Annotated in this window: 15 protein-coding genes and 1 pseudogene; 7 read left to right on the forward strand and 9 right to left on the reverse strand. The window is 60.0% G+C overall.

From position 1 onward, the window contains the following. A pseudogene (gene tnpC / locus ACM62R_RS11260) lies at nucleotides 1-1,061 on the forward strand (IS66 family transposase); the annotation flags it as partial. Between the two features lie 449 nt (nucleotides 1,062-1,510). Here the strand turns inward: tnpC and ACM62R_RS11265 are convergent. From ACM62R_RS11265 to crcB, 8 genes are all read right to left on the reverse strand, one after another. Next, nucleotides 1,511-2,302: an amino acid ABC transporter ATP-binding protein gene (locus ACM62R_RS11265; RefSeq protein WP_415184154.1), complete on the reverse strand. Its 792-nt coding sequence runs from the start codon at nucleotides 2,300-2,302 to the stop codon at nucleotides 1,511-1,513. Nucleotides 2,303-2,312: 10 nt separating this feature from the next. Further along, a complete protein-coding gene (locus ACM62R_RS11270) occupies nucleotides 2,313-3,629 on the reverse strand; it encodes an amino acid ABC transporter permease (protein WP_415184155.1) in 1,317 nt (438 codons plus the stop codon). Nucleotide 3,630: 1 nt separating this feature from the next. After that, on the reverse strand, nucleotides 3,631-4,908 hold the full coding sequence (locus ACM62R_RS11275) for an amino acid ABC transporter permease (protein WP_415184156.1): 1,278 nt from the start codon (nucleotides 4,906-4,908) through the stop codon (nucleotides 3,631-3,633). 147 nt (nucleotides 4,909-5,055) lie between these two features. Further along, nucleotides 5,056-6,072, reverse strand: coding sequence for an amino acid ABC transporter substrate-binding protein (locus tag ACM62R_RS11280; RefSeq protein ID WP_415184157.1), 1,017 nt, complete (start codon nucleotides 6,070-6,072; stop codon nucleotides 5,056-5,058). 214 nt (nucleotides 6,073-6,286) lie between these two features. After that, nucleotides 6,287-7,003 (reverse strand): ATP12 family chaperone protein, encoded by a 717-nt coding sequence (locus ACM62R_RS11285; RefSeq protein ID WP_415184158.1) that lies wholly within the window; start codon nucleotides 7,001-7,003, stop codon nucleotides 6,287-6,289. After that, on the reverse strand, nucleotides 7,000-7,668 hold the full coding sequence (locus ACM62R_RS11290) for an HAD-IA family hydrolase (protein ID WP_415184159.1): 669 nt from the start codon (nucleotides 7,666-7,668) through the stop codon (nucleotides 7,000-7,002). Before ACM62R_RS11290 ends, ACM62R_RS11285 begins: the two co-directional genes overlap by 4 nt. Further along, nucleotides 7,665-8,729 carry an RluA family pseudouridine synthase gene (locus ACM62R_RS11295; RefSeq protein WP_415184160.1) on the reverse strand — a complete coding sequence of 355 codons (1,065 nt, stop codon included), beginning with the start codon at nucleotides 8,727-8,729 and terminating at the stop codon, nucleotides 7,665-7,667. The genes ACM62R_RS11290 and ACM62R_RS11295 overlap by 4 nt, the downstream gene beginning before the upstream one ends. Next, nucleotides 8,726-9,103, reverse strand: coding sequence for a fluoride efflux transporter CrcB (crcB, locus tag ACM62R_RS11300; protein WP_415184161.1), 378 nt, complete (start codon nucleotides 9,101-9,103; stop codon nucleotides 8,726-8,728). Before crcB ends, ACM62R_RS11295 begins: the two co-directional genes overlap by 4 nt. Nucleotides 9,104-9,480: 377 nt before the next feature. On the opposite strand from crcB, the gene ACM62R_RS11305 reads away from it, so the two are divergent. After that, nucleotides 9,481-9,966: a GNAT family N-acetyltransferase gene (locus ACM62R_RS11305; protein WP_415184162.1), complete on the forward strand. Its 486-nt coding sequence runs from the start codon at nucleotides 9,481-9,483 to the stop codon at nucleotides 9,964-9,966. A 69-nt stretch (nucleotides 9,967-10,035) separates the two neighbouring features. Continuing rightward, nucleotides 10,036-10,800, forward strand: a complete 765-nt coding sequence (locus tag ACM62R_RS11310) for an EcsC family protein (RefSeq protein ID WP_415184163.1) — start codon at nucleotides 10,036-10,038, stop codon at nucleotides 10,798-10,800. A gap of 99 nt (nucleotides 10,801-10,899) precedes the next feature. On the opposite strand, the gene ACM62R_RS11315 is transcribed toward ACM62R_RS11310, so the two are convergent. Beyond that, nucleotides 10,900-11,850: an L-threonylcarbamoyladenylate synthase gene (locus tag ACM62R_RS11315; RefSeq protein WP_415184164.1), complete on the reverse strand. Its 951-nt coding sequence runs from the start codon at nucleotides 11,848-11,850 to the stop codon at nucleotides 10,900-10,902. Between the two features lie 122 nt (nucleotides 11,851-11,972). Here ACM62R_RS11315 and ACM62R_RS11320 point away from each other — a divergent pair, with 122 nt between their 5' ends. The 4 genes from ACM62R_RS11320 to ACM62R_RS11335 are packed head-to-tail and all read left to right on the forward strand — an operon-like array spanning nucleotide 11,973 to nucleotide 15,401. Next, nucleotides 11,973-13,664, forward strand: a complete 1,692-nt coding sequence (locus tag ACM62R_RS11320) for an acyl-CoA dehydrogenase (RefSeq protein WP_415184165.1) — start codon at nucleotides 11,973-11,975, stop codon at nucleotides 13,662-13,664. Beyond that, nucleotides 13,661-14,701: an MBL fold metallo-hydrolase gene (locus tag ACM62R_RS11325; protein ID WP_415184166.1), complete on the forward strand. Its 1,041-nt coding sequence runs from the start codon at nucleotides 13,661-13,663 to the stop codon at nucleotides 14,699-14,701. Before ACM62R_RS11320 ends, ACM62R_RS11325 begins: the two co-directional genes overlap by 4 nt. Before the next feature lie 10 nt (nucleotides 14,702-14,711). After that, complete coding sequence (locus ACM62R_RS11330) at nucleotides 14,712-15,209, forward strand: DUF6173 family protein (RefSeq protein ID WP_415184167.1); 498 nt, start codon at nucleotides 14,712-14,714, stop codon at nucleotides 15,207-15,209. 57 nt (nucleotides 15,210-15,266) lie between these two features. Then, complete coding sequence (locus tag ACM62R_RS11335) at nucleotides 15,267-15,401, forward strand: aa3-type cytochrome c oxidase subunit IV (RefSeq protein WP_415184168.1); 135 nt, start codon at nucleotides 15,267-15,269, stop codon at nucleotides 15,399-15,401. The last annotated feature ends 11 nt before the right edge of the window (nucleotides 15,402-15,412 follow it).

Genomic DNA, 15,412 nt, shown 5'->3' on the forward strand with positions numbered 1-15,412 from the left:
CGCCCGCATGGGGGGCCGACATCCCCGAAAGCACGCTGGTTGGCTGGTGCGGGCGCGCCATGAAGACCCTGTCGCCGTTGATTGAACGCCTCGAGGCGGACCTCATGACCAGCGATCTGCTGCACGCGCCCTCTCGGCAGATTGCTGCGCAATCGCCTGCCGGGTAATAGATGACACGCCGATCAGGGTTCTGGACCGCTCTTTACGCGACAAAGGCCTTGGCAAAGGGGTCAAGCAAGGCCGGATCTGGGCCTATGTGCGGGAGTGAGCCATTGATGCGCCATTGGTCCAAGCACAATGGCGAACGCCCTTGGGCGGGCGCTGCGCCACCCGGTGCTGTCTATCGCTTTGCCCCAAACTGGAAGGAAGAGCATGTCCTGAGCCATCTGGCCAATGCCCGTGGTATCCTGCAAGCGGATGGTTACAAGGGCTATGCCAAGCTTTACCAGTCTGAACCCGATGGCGTGCTCCGTTTGCGCGAAGCGGCTTGTTGGGCGCATCTGCGGCGCGACTTCCACGACGTTTGGGCATCAAACAAGTCCGAGATCGCCCGCGAGGCGCTTGACCGGATCGGCAAGTTCTTCGATGTCGAGCGCGACATCAACGGTCAGCCCGCTGACGTCCGCCATGCGGCACGGCAAAAGTTGAGCCGCCCGCATGTCGAAGACTTCTTTGCATGGTCCGAACAGCAACTCCTGCGCATTCCGGGCAAAAGCAATCTGGACAAGGCCTTCCGCTATGGTCTCAATCGGCAGGCAGCCTTCAGCTTGTTCCTGGCCGATGGCCGTGTGGCGATCGATAACAATCCAGCCGAGCGTGCCCTACGCCCAATCGGGATGGGACGGAAAAACTGGCTCTTCGCAAGCACGGATACCGGCGCAGAAACCCTGGCGCGCGCCATGACCATCATCGAGGCAGCCAAACTCAACGACCTCGATCCGCAAGCTTACCTTGCCGATATTCTCGACCGAATCCATGATCACAAGATCAATCGGCTGGATGAATTGTTGCCCTGGAACTGGACACCAGCGGCATCCATCGCGGACAGTCAAGCCGCATAAGCCGCGCTATCAATGGGGCGCTTACGGTCTTTCGCGTTACCGTTTCCTCCGACTCAGCAGATTTGCAGAATTTCTTCGCTTGGCCGCTATAAAATATCGCCTTCCACAAAATGATAGGCCTCGTGCGCGCCATTGGGTTCTGAATGACGCAAGCCAGATCTCATCGCGTCTCGAGCGTCCGCCACAGTTGGGAGATACATTGATCATTTCTCCGAAAACGGAAATGTCTAATGCACTATTTTCAGTAGTGTTGCAGCGGGACAAAACTCCCGCATAAACGATCTCTTGATAGACCAAAACCTTCTATAATAACAATAATCTGCCAAAGAAAATTTTAGCAAGTGGTCGAATCGTGTCCTAAATGTCGGAATGCGTCAAACATCTGGCCCGAGGCTTTTTGCACATTCGTGTCAGAACGGAATTGCAGCTGGGAAAACTGCCCCGCGCGGTCAGTGCCCCAAAATCTGGCTTAGGAATAATTTTGTTCGGTCCGATTGCGGATTATTGAAAAAGTCGTGTGGGTTGTTTTGCTCGACAATCTGGCCCTGGTCCATAAAGATCACCCGGTTGGCGACGGCCTGTGCAAAGCCCATTTCATGGGTCACGCACAGCATTGTCATGCCCTCTTCTGCCAACTCGATCATCGTATCAAGGACCTCTTTGATCATTTCGGGATCCAGTGCCGAGGTCGGCTCATCGAACAGCATGATACGCGGCTTCATGCACAGGCTGCGCGCAATGGCGACGCGCTGTTGTTGCCCACCGGAAAGCATGCCGGGATATTTCTGTGCCTGCTCGGGTATTTTTACCTTTTCCAGAAAATACATCGCGGTTTCTTCGGCTTCTTTCCTTGGCGTTTTACGCACCCAAATCGGGGCCAGGGTCAGATTTTCAAGAATCGTCAAATGCGGAAACAGGTTGAAGTGCTGAAACACCATTCCAACCTCAGAGCGAACCTTGTCGATGTTTTTCAAATCCGAGGTCAGCTCGGTGCCGTCCACGATGATCTGCCCTGATTGATGCTCTTCCAATCGGTTGATGCAGCGTATCAGCGTTGACTTGCCCGACCCCGAGGGCCCAGCGATGACGATACGCTCGCCGCGATTGATCGTCAGATCAATGTCACGCAGCACATGAAACGAGCCATACCATTTGTTCATTTTGCTGATCTGGATCGCGACCTCGTCGCTGACCGTCAGTTGGCGGCGCCCGATCTGCTGTTGGGAGGTTTGTTCCGACATGGTTTTCCCTTTAACGGTGGTCACGTTGCAGCTTTTTCTCAAGATACATCGAGTATCGTGACATGCTGAAATTCAGAATGAAGAAGATTGCCCCGGTAAATATGAATGGTTCCCAATAGATACCCTTCCAGTTGAAATCGGCGCGCACGAAATCAGCAACACCCTTCAGCGGGTCAAACAGGCCGACAAAAACAACCAATGTTGTGTCTTTGAACATGCCGATGAAGGTGGACACGATCCCCGGAATTGAAATTTTCAACGCCTGCGGCAAGATAATCAGGCGCTGCGCCCGCCAATAATCCAGCCCCAGCGCATCAGCCGCCTCATACTGACCGCGGGGCAGGGCGGCCAAACCACCGCGGATCACCTCAGCGATATAAGCGGCGGCAAACAAGGTGACCAGAATCATGACCCGCAGGATGATATCAAAATTTGTACCCGGCGGTAAAAAGTAGTTCAGCAGCAAAGACGCGACGAATAAAAGCGTGATCAGCGGGACGCCCCGGATAAACTCGATAAAGCCAATGGACAGTGATTTTACCAAAAACATGTCCGATTGACGGCCCAATGCCAAAACGATCCCGAGCGGCAGCGACATTGCGATACCCCCAACCCCCAGTGTGATCGCCAACAAAAAGCCGCCAAACTCGCTGGATGTGACGGGAAGAAGTCTTAGCGGGAATGCCGGTCGCAAGATATCTGCCATCGGCCCGGCGGCAAATGCCCACCACAAGATTGGCACCAAAACCGCGGCTGTGACGGCAATCAATGTGTTGCCTTTGGCCAGGACGACATAGACGACCCAGCCCAACACGAAACCGGCCAGGATCATCAGCTCGGTCCAGGCGCTACCGCCCCACAGCAACCAGGTCGCCAACAGCGGATAGAGGTAAGAAAACATCAGCATCTTACGGGGTAAGGCCGCAAACAGAACCGGGGCGATGGCAACAAACAGCAACGCAAATGTCAAAATTGGTCGCCAAATCTGATCCCAGGGGTAAAATCCAAAGATGAATTGCGACCAGCGTTCACGGATAACCGCCCAGCAGGCGCCGGTGGCATCGGGCCCCCATGTCGCCGTAATGATCTGGCGGCATTCGGAAATGGACCCCGCGAACCAGACGGAATGTGACAACCAGGGTAGGGAGTGGGCGACCAGAAAGTAGACCACATAAACGCCTGCCAAGGTCAGCAGCGTATTTACCGGGCCGGAAAACAGATTTTCCCGCAACCATTTAAGCACGCCCGCCTCAGTGGCGGGGGCGGGTTTTTGCGGCAGCATCTGGTTGCGCACAAACGCAGCGGAGTGGGAATGCGTTTCGCTCATCTCAACGCTCCTTCAGCTTTACGGCGCTGTTATAGACATTCATCACCCCTGAAATAACCAGACTAAGCGCCAGATAGATCAGCATCATCAATAAGATACACTCTAGTTCCCGCCCGGTTTGATTGAGGGTAATTCCCCCCAGCGTCCCGCGTAGGTCCATATAACCCACAGCAATTGCCAGTGATGAGTTCTTGGTCAAGTTCAGAAACTGCGAGATCAGCGGCGGAATGATAACCCGTAAGGCTTGCGGCAATATTACCAACCGCATGGTGCGGGACGCCCTGAGGCCCAGCGCAAACGCCGCCTCGGTCTGGCCCTGGGAAACAGCCAGAATTCCGGCCCGCACGATTTCGGCGATGAAGGCCCCGGTGTAAAGCGACAGTGCCAGCCATAGCACCACAAAGGCATTGGTCACGTTCACACCGCCGACAAAGTTGAACCCGCGCAAAACGGGTTCATTCAAATGAAACCCCAGCGCAACCATGACCGCCACCAATGGTCCTATCAACAACAGGGTGGTTTTCCACCACGTTGTCGGCCGCACGCCCGTCGCTTCCTGCACGACTTTTGCCTTGGCCAAGATCCGGCGGTTAATGAAAATTCCAATTGCCAGTGCCGCTATCATCGCCAGAACGTTGATGGAAACAGGCATCAAGGCGGTATCAAACTCTCCTAAAGACCGCGAGAATGAGACTGACGGGATAGCCGTGTAACGATTGGTCAGCGCAATCGAGCCGAACAAGATTGGCGATGCCGCAGGTTGCACCCCCTCTGCCAGCATCTGATCGGTCACGCGATACGCGTTTGGCGCGGGCATGATCTCAGTAAAAATCGCAAGAATGATCAAGATCCACAGCAATACCGGAATATTGCGAAACACCTCAACATAGACTGTCATCAACCGCGACACGAGCCAGTTTTTCGACAGGCGCAACACGCCGACGAAAACCCCGATCACCGTTGCCGCGATACACCCCATCAGCGAAATCAGAAGCGTGTTGAGAAACCCCACCAACGCCGCCCGCGCATGGGTGCTGTCATTGGTATAGGGTATCAATGTCTGGCCAATGTCATAACCTGCACGGTTAAACAAAAACCCGAAGTTGAAATCCTTGCCAAGCGCCTGCAGATTGCGGACCGTATTATCCACCACCCATGCCGCGCCCAACATGAACAGCATGAATACGATGACTTGAATGGTTAGTGACCGGTAGCGCGTATCGTAAAGCAGTTGCCTTAACCGAAAGCCTTGTTCCGGCGCATCCGTCATACTGGTCATTCTCTTTTCCCCTGAACCTGAACGCGTTGTTGGCATTTTGCCATTTGCTGCGAGGTCTTTGCGCCTCACGCGGTCAGGTTGGCCCTGTTGGGTCATCAAAACGGGCGCGCAAGGTGTTACCCTTTCGCGCCCGGTCGAATTTTCAAATCAGCGGAACGGCGGCGAGTAGAGCAATCCGCCCTGGGTCCACTGCGCATTCAGCCCGCGGGCCAGCCCGATCGGGGTGGATTCCCCAATGGTTGCCGCAAAGATTTCGCCATAGTTGCCTGATGCGGCGATTGCGCGTTTTGCCCAGTCGTTATCCAGTCCGGTCATCGGGCCAAGTTCGCCTTCAAGTCCCAACAGACGGTTGATTTCCGGGTTCGAGGTGCCTTTCGACAGTTCTTCCAGATTGGCCGATGTCACGCCGTATTCTTCAGCGGCGATCAACGCGTTCAAGGTCCATCTGACGATATCGCCCCATTGGTTGTCGCCGTGCCGCACCGCCGGTGCAAGCGGCTCTTTTGAGATGATTTCGGGCAGGATGATATGGTTTTCCGGGTCTGCAAATGCCGCACGGGTCGCGGCAAGACCTGATACATCCGTCGTGTAAGAATCACATGCGCCCGCCAGATATTGTTGCTCACCCTCAGAGTTGGAATCAACCGCGATTGGCTGGTAGGTCATGTTGTTGTTTTTGAAATAATCTGCCAGATTCAGCTCGGTGGTGGTGCCGGTCTGAATGCAGATCGTCGCACCTTCAAGCTCTTTTGCCGACGAAACGCCCAGATCCTTGCGGACAATAAAACCTTGGCCGTCATAGTAGTTGACGCCAACAAAATCCATTTTCAGGTCGGTATCGCGTGAAAACGTCCAGGTTGAGTTCCGTGCCAGAAGGTCAACTTCACCCGAAGCAAGGGCCGTGAAACGGGTTTGACCCGTGGTCGGCACATATTTTACCTTTGACGCATCCCCCAGAACCGCTGCCGCGACGGCCTTGCAGACTGCCACGTCAAAGCCGGACCAGTTCCCGTTGGCGTCCGGGGCGGCAAAGCCGACCAACCCGACGTTGACGCCACAATGCAACACACCGCGCGCTTTTACATCGTCCAGCGTGCTGGCTGTCGCCAGACCCGCCGTGAAGGCAGCCACACCAAGCGCACCAAAGAATACCGTTTTTCTCATTGTTACCTCTTCCTGAGTTGCCGCCCTGTCGCGGAGCGGTTCTGTAAGCCCATGCGGGCAAAGATTATGAAATGAGGTTTTTCCCCACTAGGGCTGAGTTTGGGGTATCTTTCAAGTTTCAGTCAAGGGCGCAATCCACCCATATTCAGACCCATGAGGTCGGAACATGTAAATCCGGCGCGAATTGGCGGTATGTTTGGCGTAGATGCTAAAATTACCCTGCGTCAGTCGACAGTGACCAAAACCGATGCGCATGCACCAGGGCTGCGCGTTTTATCGCCGCTTCGGCCATAGCCTCATCATCGCTGCCCCATTGTTCAATCTGCCAGTCTTCGTCAATCCGCGACAGGGTCCACGCGTCATCGGCGCATAGATGGCCCCTGGCGACCGCCAGCCCCAGCACCAAAGAGCCGCTGATCGCAACCAGATCATGCAGCGCAGTCAGCTGGAATTCGTTCATCACAGCGACCTGCGCTGCCAACGCCGCCAACGCCGGACCGGGCTGCGCAATGGGCACGATGCCTTCGGTCGGGGTCAGGCGCGCGCCAAACGTGGCCTCGGCCCAGGCCAACAGCGGATCCCACGCCTCGGACTGACGCGTAACCAGCCGCTGCGGGGTGGCAGCGCGGTAGCACAGCAGATCGGTGCCGCCGTATTCGGCCATCAGGGCGACCACTTCGGCATGCTGCGGGCGCACCTTGTCAATCGCTGCATTGGCGGAACGGGTCACCGGCATGGTGCGCGGGTCAATCTTATCGGTCTGGGCGCCCCATTCGGCCGCCATCGCGTCGGCCATGGTGCGGGTTGGCACAACCAACGGGGCTTTTGCCGGCGTCTTTACCGGCCGCCCGTCAAGATGAACGGTAAAGCCGCGGGGCGCAGCGACCACTTCGGCCGCTTTCCAGAACCGTTTTGCCGTCCACCCGCTCATGCGCCCCCCAGAAGTTCGTTCACGGCGGCCTCGACCGCATCGAAACTGTCGGCCATCCGGTCAACCCCGGCGCCCAGCAGTTCGGCCACCGGATGATACCCCCAACTGACCCCGACTGTGGCCAGCCCGGCGGCGGCCCCCATTTCAACGTCGAAGGTCGTGTCACCGATCATCACCGCGTCCGACGCCCCCACCCCCGTCTCTTTCATCGCGGCAAACAGCATTGCGGGGTTGGGCTTTGACGGGTGATCATCGGCAACCTGCCGGGTCACAAAATACTGCCCCAGCCCGTGATGGCGCAAAAGTGCATCCAGCCCGCGCCGCGATTTGCCGGTTGCGATACCCAACAGCAGGTCATCGCGCGCAGATAGCCGCTGCACGCATTCCAACGCGCCGGGATATAGCGGTGCAGGCGCCACTGCGCGTTTGGACGAATAACTGTTTTTGTAATTGTCCACGACCGATGCGGCCACGTCAGGCGCCAGGGTCGGCGCCAGCCGCGCCACCGCCTGCGGCAACGACAGCCCGACAATCCTTAACACCTGCGCCAGATCAGGCGCGGGCAACCCCGCCGCGCCAAACGCCGCTGACATCGCCCCAAAGATCATTGCCTGACTGTCCGACAAGGTGCCGTCGATATCAAACACCACCAGCTTCAGCGTCATTCCGCATCCTCGAACGGGTCAGCGGGCACATCGTTTTCAGACCAGCCAAACGTATTCCACGTCCGTGCCATATGGTCGGGCAGGGGCGCCGTCAGGGTAATCGACTTTTTCGTGATCGGGTGCTGAAAGCTGATCGAGCGCGCATGCAGGTGCAGCTTGCGGCTGATGTCGCCGCCCAGTTGCGCGCCCCAGCCATCGCCCAGATTTTCCTGCCCGCTACCACCATACTTGCCGTCACCGATAATCGGGTGTCCCAGTTCGGCCATGTGCGCGCGCAACTGATGGGTGCGCCCGGTGATCGGCACCAGTGCCACCCAGGCCGCGCGGGTGCCCAGCATTGACAGCACGGCAAAATCCGTGGTGGCGCGTTTGGCGCCATCGGTCTGATCCACCTTCGAGGGGTGGATGCAGATCATCTTTTCACCCTCACCGTGGCTACCCCGGCCCGGCGCCTTGACCAACCCAAAGCGGATGGTCCCCTTGCGCGGGTTCGGCACGCCGGCCACCACGGCCCAATAAATCTTGCGCGTGGTGCGGTGGCGGAAACTTTCCGATAGCGCCCGCGCCACCCGGTCAGTGCGCGCCAAAAGCAACACGCCCGAGGTGTCCTTGTCCAGCCGATGCACCAGCTTTGGCCGTTCCTTGAAGCCGAATTTCAGCGCCTCGGTCAGCCCGTCGACATGGCGCCCGCCCAAGCCCGACCCACCCTGCGATGGCAGCCCCGGCGGTTTGTTCAGGGCGATGATATGTTCATCGCGCCACAGCACGGCGGCTTGAATCATCTTTGTGTCGTCGTCGCCCACCTGCGGCCCGGTCGGGCGTTCTGCGCGTTGGCGGGCCACAACCTCGGCCTCGGGCAGGGGCGGCACACGCACGGTCTGACCCGGCACCACGCGGGTCGCTGCCTTGACCCGGCCACCGTCAACCCGGATCTGGCCGGTGCGACACATTTTTTCGACCGCAATCTGGTTCACCTGTGGAAAGCGCCGCTTTAGCCAGCGGTCCAGCCGCTGTTCGCCCTCATCCACAGAAACCGTCAGTAACTTTACACCCGCGCTCATGCAAACCATCCTCGTGCCAGCGTCATGCCGGCGAACAGCGCCCCCAGCGTCATGATAACGGTGCCCAGCACATAGGCTGCGGCAAGCCCGCTTTGTCCTCGTTCCCACAGCGTTACCGCATCCAGCGAAAACGCCGAAAATGTGGTAAAGCCACCCAGCACCCCGGTCATCAGGAAAGGGGCGAACCGGTTCCCCCCTTTTTCGGCCAGCACTATCACCAAAACCCCCATCAACAGCGACCCCAGAACGTTGACAAAAAGCGTAGCGTAGGGAAAGCCGTGCCCCATCATCCGCGTCGCGGTCACGTTCACAAGATAGCGCGCCGAGGCACCAGATGCGCCCCCAAGGGCGACGGAGAGGAGGGTCTGAGTCATTGCACTCTCTTGGGTCGCGATACTGTGAAAGTCAACTGCCGCGCGTTTCGTGCCGCCTTGTAAACGGAACGGCCCCCCCTTTGAACCGTGTTGCGCACCTGACGACGGCAGAGCCCAGTCTGGCTTTGATCCTGCGCAATGGACCATGTCGCCATATTGATTTTCACGGTGTCGGTGTGACGGCGAATATTAGCATGTTCGTGGGGTATTTGGCCCAAACCCGCCCGCCCCTGCCGATAGGGTGCAGTGTGTTGCACGGGTTGCACAATGCGCTATGGCCGCCCCTGGGGCCGTAAAACGGGCGATGCCCTTGATGTGTTTGCCCTTGACCTTGCCCCGTGCTACCCGCGATTTCAGATTATTCGGGATGGCCGCGGATGTATCAGCTTGAGCAAGAGGCCGACGCAGATTGGTGGGAAGTGGAGGCACTTTATGACCTGTGCTTTGCGCCGGGGCGCACGGCACTGTCTTCTTATCGGCTGCGCGATGGGGTGGCGCCGGTGCGCCCCCTGTGCCTCGTGCTGCGCGAAGACGGGGTCTTGGCGGCGGTCATCCGCTATTGGCCGGTGCGGGTCGCGGGGCAACGCGTGCTTTTGCTGGGGCCGATCGCGGTGCACCCAACGCGGCAAGCAGAAGGTCTGGGCGGCCTCTTGATGCACGAAAGCCTGGCCGAGGCGCGTAAACTGGGTTGGGAACGGGTGCTGCTGGTTGGCGATGCGCCCTATTACGGCCGTTTCGGCTTTGCGAAACTGCCCGATGTGGTGATGCCGCCGCCCACCAACCCGGACCGCGTTCTGGGGCTGGAACTGATCCCCGGCGCCTGGGATGGCGTTCGGGGCGAGGTGACGAAAACCGCCACCTGACTGCGGGGATCTGGCGAAGCCCACCTTTGCCCCCCATATTAGCCCCAGATGCATACTGGAGGGTGCATGATGACAGAGGCCGAAATTCTACCGCCCGTGACCGACAAGACGGTTCTGACCGCGCTGGATGATCTCGCGCGCCGCCACCGCGCGGCCAGTGGAGTCGGGATGCAGGTGATGGCCTATCTGGGCGGCAGCGCCGAAAACCTACTGGGAAAACTGCCCACCCGCGTCCGGGACGGGCTGGAAGGCGCCACGGCCAACGCGCTGCAAACCGCCTTTGGCGCGGCAAAGCGGTCGCGCGGGGTTGTGGCGGACCGATCCGACTGGTTCAACACGGCGCTGGCCACGGCGATGGGGGCTGCTGGGGGGCTTGGCGGGTTGCCGGGTGCCTTGGCCGAACTGCCGCTGACCGTGACGGTTCTACTCCGTTCAATCCAGGGTATCGCGGCCGAACACGGCTTTGATCCTGACACGGACGAGGGGCGCATCGAATGCTTGCATGTCTTTGCCAGCGCAGGGCCGCTTGAGGCTGATGACGGCACCGACATGGGCTTTTTCGCCACGCGCGTGACCATTACCGGGCAAACGCTGCAAGGGCTGATCGCCCGCGTAGCCCCGCGCCTGTCGGCGGTTCTGGGCCAAAAACTGGCCGCCCAAACCGCCCCAGTGCTGGGCGCGCTCGCCGGAGCCGCCGTCAACTATTCGTTCACAAGCTATTATCAGGAAATCGCCCGTGTACATTTTGGTCTGAAACGCCTTGCCCAGCAGTCCACAATTGACGAAGGATTATTACGCGAAGAACTGCGCGCACGCCTGATCGCAAAAGTATAATATGCGGCTTTTCGTTGGTGAAAATACTCCCGCCGGAGGCTCCTGACGCTGCTGTTGAAGCCTCCGGCGGGAGTATTTTCACCAACGAAAAGCCGCATCTCAAGAACGGGGGGCGGCGGCGCGGCGCAGGCGATCGTTGATTGCACGGCCAAGGCCGTGGTTTGGGATCGGAGCGACGGCGATGCGGCCTTTTGGGCCCGCCTGACGATCGGCGTCGCGCAGGGTCTTGAAGAGATTGGCTGCAGCCTCAACCAGATCGCTTGACGGGGACAGGTTAAAGTCAGCGCCAATTGGCCCATAGCCCAGCCAGATTTCTCCCGGAGCCGGTTTCGTTACATTCAGGCGGACTGATGCGCGCGGAGCGTAATGCGAGGCCAATTGGCCCGGCGCAGTGGGTTTAGTGATGTTCCCGCCACTGCTAAGGCGCGTGCCAAGGCAGGCCTCGATCGCCTCGGCGGGAAGGCCGCCGGGGCGCAACAGGGTGGGCGGATCAAGCGCCAGGATGGTGGATTCAACACCGACGGCACAGGCGCCACCGTCAAGAATGGCGGCGATCTTTCCCGATAGCCCCTCTGTCACATGTGCCGCACAGGTAGGGCTGATCTTGCCTGATGGATTGGCTGAAGGTGCTGCGAGTGGCCCGCCGAATGCGCGCAATAGCGCCTGCGCCAGTGGATGTTCGGGAATGCGGATTGCCACTGTCGGCAGGCCTGCTGTGACCAGATCCGATAGCCCGGCATCTGGGCGCCGCGGTAGTACCAGTGTCAGGGGGCCGGGCCAGAAGGCATCGGCCAGCCGATCGGCCTCGGGCGAAAATATGGCGATCTGGCGAGCGGCCTTGACTGAGGGCAGGTGCACGATCAGCGGGTTGAAGCGGGGCCGGCCCTTGGCGTCAAAGATCCGCGCGACGGCAATATCGGATCGTGCATCGCCGCCCAGCCCGTAGACCGTTTCTGTGGGAAAGGCCACCAGATCGCCGCCCTTCAGCAAGGTAGCTGCGCGCGCAATGCCGGCAGGGTCGGCAGAAATCAGTTCGGTATGTGGATTCATCAGGGTGTTTCGTGACGCAGCGTTGGGGTTGATAGGGCGTGACCTTGCCGTAACTTGACGGCAGAGTACACGACATACGCGCCAGCCCGTGTTTTGCCAAGGCGCGCGAAAGGAAAGAAACGATGCCATACCGTTCCCCCGTGGGCGAATTCCGCTTTATTCTGGATCAGATCGTGCCCTTGGCGCCGGTTGTTGCCACGGAACGTTTTGCCGAAGCGACGGGCGAGACGGTCGAGGCGATTCTGACCGAAGCCGCGCGTCTGTGCGATGAGGTGCTGGCACCTTTGCAGCGCGGGGGCGATCTGCATCCGGCCCGGTTGGAGAACGGGGTGGTGCGCACCTCTCCGGGGTTCAGGGCGGGGTTTGAGGCGATTGCGGAAGGGGGCTGGGTTGCCTTGGCCGCGCCGCAGGAATTTGGTGGCATGGGCCTGCCGCAAGCGCTTAACATGGCGGTGAATGACATGATGTCAGGGGCTTGCCTTGCGTTGCAATTGAACCCTTTGCTAAGCCAGGGCCAGATCGAGGCGTTGGAACATCATGCCAGCGATGAGATGAAGGCGCTTTACCTGCCGAAGTTGATTTCCGGCGAATGGTCCGGCACGATGAACCTGACAGAGTCTCAGGCGGGCAGCGACGTGGGGGCGTTACGCACCAAGGCCGAACCGCTGGGGGATGGCACCTACAAGATCACCGGGCAAAAGATATTCATTTCCTGGGGTGACAGCGATCTGACAGAGAATATCTGTCATCTGGTATTGGCGCGGTTGCCCGATGCGGCGCCGGGCACCAAGGGGATCAGCCTGTTCATGGTTCCCAAGTTCATTCCGAATGCTGATGGCGCACCCGGCAAGCGTAACGCAGTAAGCGTCGTCAGTCTTGAGCATAAGATGGGGCTGCACGGATCACCTACTTGTGTGATGGCGTTTGAGGGGGCGCAGGGCTGGCTGGTGGGTGCCCCCGGCAAAGGCATGGCCGCGATGTTCACGATGATGAACAACGCCCGGCTGGCGGTGGGGGTGCAGGGTATCGGCGTGGCCGAGGCTTCCTGGCAGAAGGCCGCAGACTATGCCCGTGATCGTGCGCAGATGGGCCCGATCATCAACCACGCCGATGTGCGCCGGATGCTGGCCACGATGAAGGCGGAAATTTTTGCCGCGCGCAGCATCGCGCTGGCCTGTGCCGTGGCGCTGGACATGGGGCGCGCCACTGGCGAGGCCGACGCAACGTCCCGCGCCGCATTGCTGACGCCGATTGCCAAGGCCTATGGCACTGACACCGGCATGGCTGTGGCCGAAATGGGTGTGCAGGTGCATGGCGGCATGGGCTTTATCGAGGAAACCGGCGCGGCGCAGTATTACCGAGATGTGCGCGTGACCGCGATCTATGAAGGCACCAACGGTATTCAGGCGATGGATCTGGTTGGGCGCAAGATGATGGATCGGGGCGCCGCCGCCTTTCGGCTGTTGCAAGAGGTCGAAGACGCGGCCAAGGCAGCGCGCGCCGTGGTTCCGCAACTGGCCGAGGATGTCTGGGCCGCCGCCGAAACCCTGCGGGAGGCGACCGAGGGGCTGTTGGCGCAAGACACGCAAGACCGCTTTGCGGGTGCGGTGCCCTACTTGCGTGCCTTCGCGCGGGTACTTGGGGCGCATTACCACCTGCGCGCTGCTGTGGTTGAGGGCGGGCAGGGGCCGCGTTCGCGTTTGGCGGCGGTCTATATCCGCCGGCTTTTGCCGCAATACGCCGCAGCGCTGGCCGAAGCCCGCGAAGGCGCCGAGGGGCTTTATGCGCTGACAGATGAGGATCTGGGCGCGTGAGGGACGCGCCCGCAGCAGTAATCCGCTACCCTTGGGCAGAGCCGCCCGCGCCGGGCCAGCCGGCCGAATTGGCGCCGGGTGTATTCTGGCTGCGGATGCCGTTGCCGATGGCGCTGGATCACGTCAACGCCTATGTGCTGGACGATGGCGATGGCTGGTGCGTGATCGACCCTGGCATGAACACGCGAAAATCGCGCGCGCTTTGGGCCGATGTTCTGGCCGGGCCTTTGGCGGGCAAGCCGGTCAGGCGGGTGGTCGTGACGCATTACCACCCCGACCATATCGGCCTTGCCGGATGGTTTCAGACGCAGGGGGCTGAGCTGCTGACCACCCGCACCAGCTGGCTTTTTGCGCGGATGCTGTGCCTGGATGAGCAGCCCTTGCCCGCCCCTGAAACGCTGGCCTTCTGGCGTTTGGCGGGGATGGAGCCGGGTCTTCTGGCCCGCCGCGCCACTGAGCGCCCGTTCAACTTTGCCGATTGTGTCCACCCCTTGCCGCTGGGCTACACGCGGCTGGTCGAGGGACAGGCCCTGACCATGGGCGGGCGGCAATGGCGCGTGCGGATGGGCGACGGCCACGCCCCCGAACACGCCACTTTGTGGAGCGAGGATGATGATCTGGTGATCGGCGGTGACCAGCTTTTACCGTCGATCAGCGCCAACCTTGGCGTCTATGCGACCGAACCCGACGCGGACCCGGTGGCCGATTGGCTGGCCTCTTGCGCGCGGTTTCAGGCGCTGGCCGAGGCGCGGCACCTGGTACTGCCCGGCCACAAGCTGCCGTTTACCGGCCTGCCGTTGCGGCTGTGTCAGATGGTGGATAACCACCTGGGCGCGCTGGACCGGTTGCTTGACCACCTGACCACCCCACGCACCGCGGCCGAGTGTTTCCTGCCCCTGTTCAAACGCCCCATCGGCGAGCCCGAATACGGGCTGGCCCTGGTCGAGGCCGTTGCCCACCTAAATCACCTGTTGCACAGGGGTAGCGTTTGCCGGACCCTGCGTTCCGATGGCGCGTGGCTGTGGCGTCTGGTGTAAGGAGCGGATGATGAAAAGCAAAACCACTTCAAACCCGAGCATGGGCCAGATCCGCACCACAGCAGAGGCGCATGAAGAGACGGCAATCCCCTGTGCCCATGTTGTCCACACCCATGAAGACGCACCTCTTACCCCTGAATCCCTGCCTATGCCCGAAGTGCTGACCCGTGAACCCTTTGGGGGCAAGTCCCCCGCCCAATGGGCGTATGAGCGGCTGGTGGTCTATATCCAGAACTTTGAACAGCAACTGGACAGCGATCAAGAGGTCGCCCTGGGCCTGACCGGCGGTAACGCCGGGGTGTTGCGGATCGAGGGGCTTGGCTATTTCGCCCCCGACATCCTGACCTTCTATGGCCGCGATGAAAGCGGTGCGCGCACGCAACTTATTCAGCATGTCAGCCAGCTTAGCGTTATGCTGGTGGCGCTTCCGAAGGCGGATGAACAAGAAGAGCCCCGGCGCATCGGCTTTCGCCTGGTCGCGGGTATGGAAACCCCGAAGGGGGCGTGACACCGTGCCAAGTATCGGCTATCCGATACTGAGGGAGACGAAGTCAGGGAGACAGGAATGGCCGATCATACGCAGGGCGATATGGATATCCGTGCCCACGAAAAGACCTTTGCGGGTTTTGTGAAGTTTGTGACCTATGCTGTGGTTGCGACCCTTCTTGTTCTGGTGTTTTTGGCACTGGTCAACGGCTGAACGTAACTAAA

Source organism: Phaeovulum sp. (assembly GCF_047638075.1).
Taxonomy (GTDB): Bacteria; Pseudomonadota; Alphaproteobacteria; order Rhodobacterales; family Rhodobacteraceae; genus UBA6197.

Bases quoted from the DNA above. Each gene is read 5' to 3' on its own strand.
- ACM62R_RS11265 (WP_415184154.1), bottom strand. From the start codon at position 2,302: ATGTCGGAACAAACCTCCCAACAGCAGATCGGGCGCCGCCAACTGACG.
- ACM62R_RS11270 (WP_415184155.1), bottom strand. From the start codon at position 3,629: ATGAGCGAAACGCATTCCCACTCCGCTGCGTTTGTGCGCAACCAGATG.
- ACM62R_RS11275 (WP_415184156.1), bottom strand. From the start codon at position 4,908: ATGACCAGTATGACGGATGCGCCGGAACAAGGCTTTCGGTTAAGGCAA.
- ACM62R_RS11280 (WP_415184157.1), bottom strand. From the start codon at position 6,072: ATGAGAAAAACGGTATTCTTTGGTGCGCTTGGTGTGGCTGCCTTCACG.
- ACM62R_RS11285 (WP_415184158.1), bottom strand. From the start codon at position 7,003: ATGAGCGGGTGGACGGCAAAACGGTTCTGGAAAGCGGCCGAAGTGGTC.
- ACM62R_RS11290 (WP_415184159.1), bottom strand. From the start codon at position 7,668: ATGACGCTGAAGCTGGTGGTGTTTGATATCGACGGCACCTTGTCGGAC.
- ACM62R_RS11295 (WP_415184160.1), bottom strand. From the start codon at position 8,729: ATGAGCGCGGGTGTAAAGTTACTGACGGTTTCTGTGGATGAGGGCGAA.
- crcB (WP_415184161.1), bottom strand. From the start codon at position 9,103: ATGACTCAGACCCTCCTCTCCGTCGCCCTTGGGGGCGCATCTGGTGCC.
- ACM62R_RS11305 (WP_415184162.1), top strand. From the start codon at position 9,481: ATGTATCAGCTTGAGCAAGAGGCCGACGCAGATTGGTGGGAAGTGGAG.
- ACM62R_RS11310 (WP_415184163.1), top strand. From the start codon at position 10,036: ATGACAGAGGCCGAAATTCTACCGCCCGTGACCGACAAGACGGTTCTG.
- ACM62R_RS11315 (WP_415184164.1), bottom strand. From the start codon at position 11,850: ATGAATCCACATACCGAACTGATTTCTGCCGACCCTGCCGGCATTGCG.
- ACM62R_RS11320 (WP_415184165.1), top strand. From the start codon at position 11,973: ATGCCATACCGTTCCCCCGTGGGCGAATTCCGCTTTATTCTGGATCAG.
- ACM62R_RS11330 (WP_415184167.1), top strand. From the start codon at position 14,712: ATGAAAAGCAAAACCACTTCAAACCCGAGCATGGGCCAGATCCGCACC.
- ACM62R_RS11335 (WP_415184168.1), top strand. From the start codon at position 15,267: ATGGCCGATCATACGCAGGGCGATATGGATATCCGTGCCCACGAAAAG.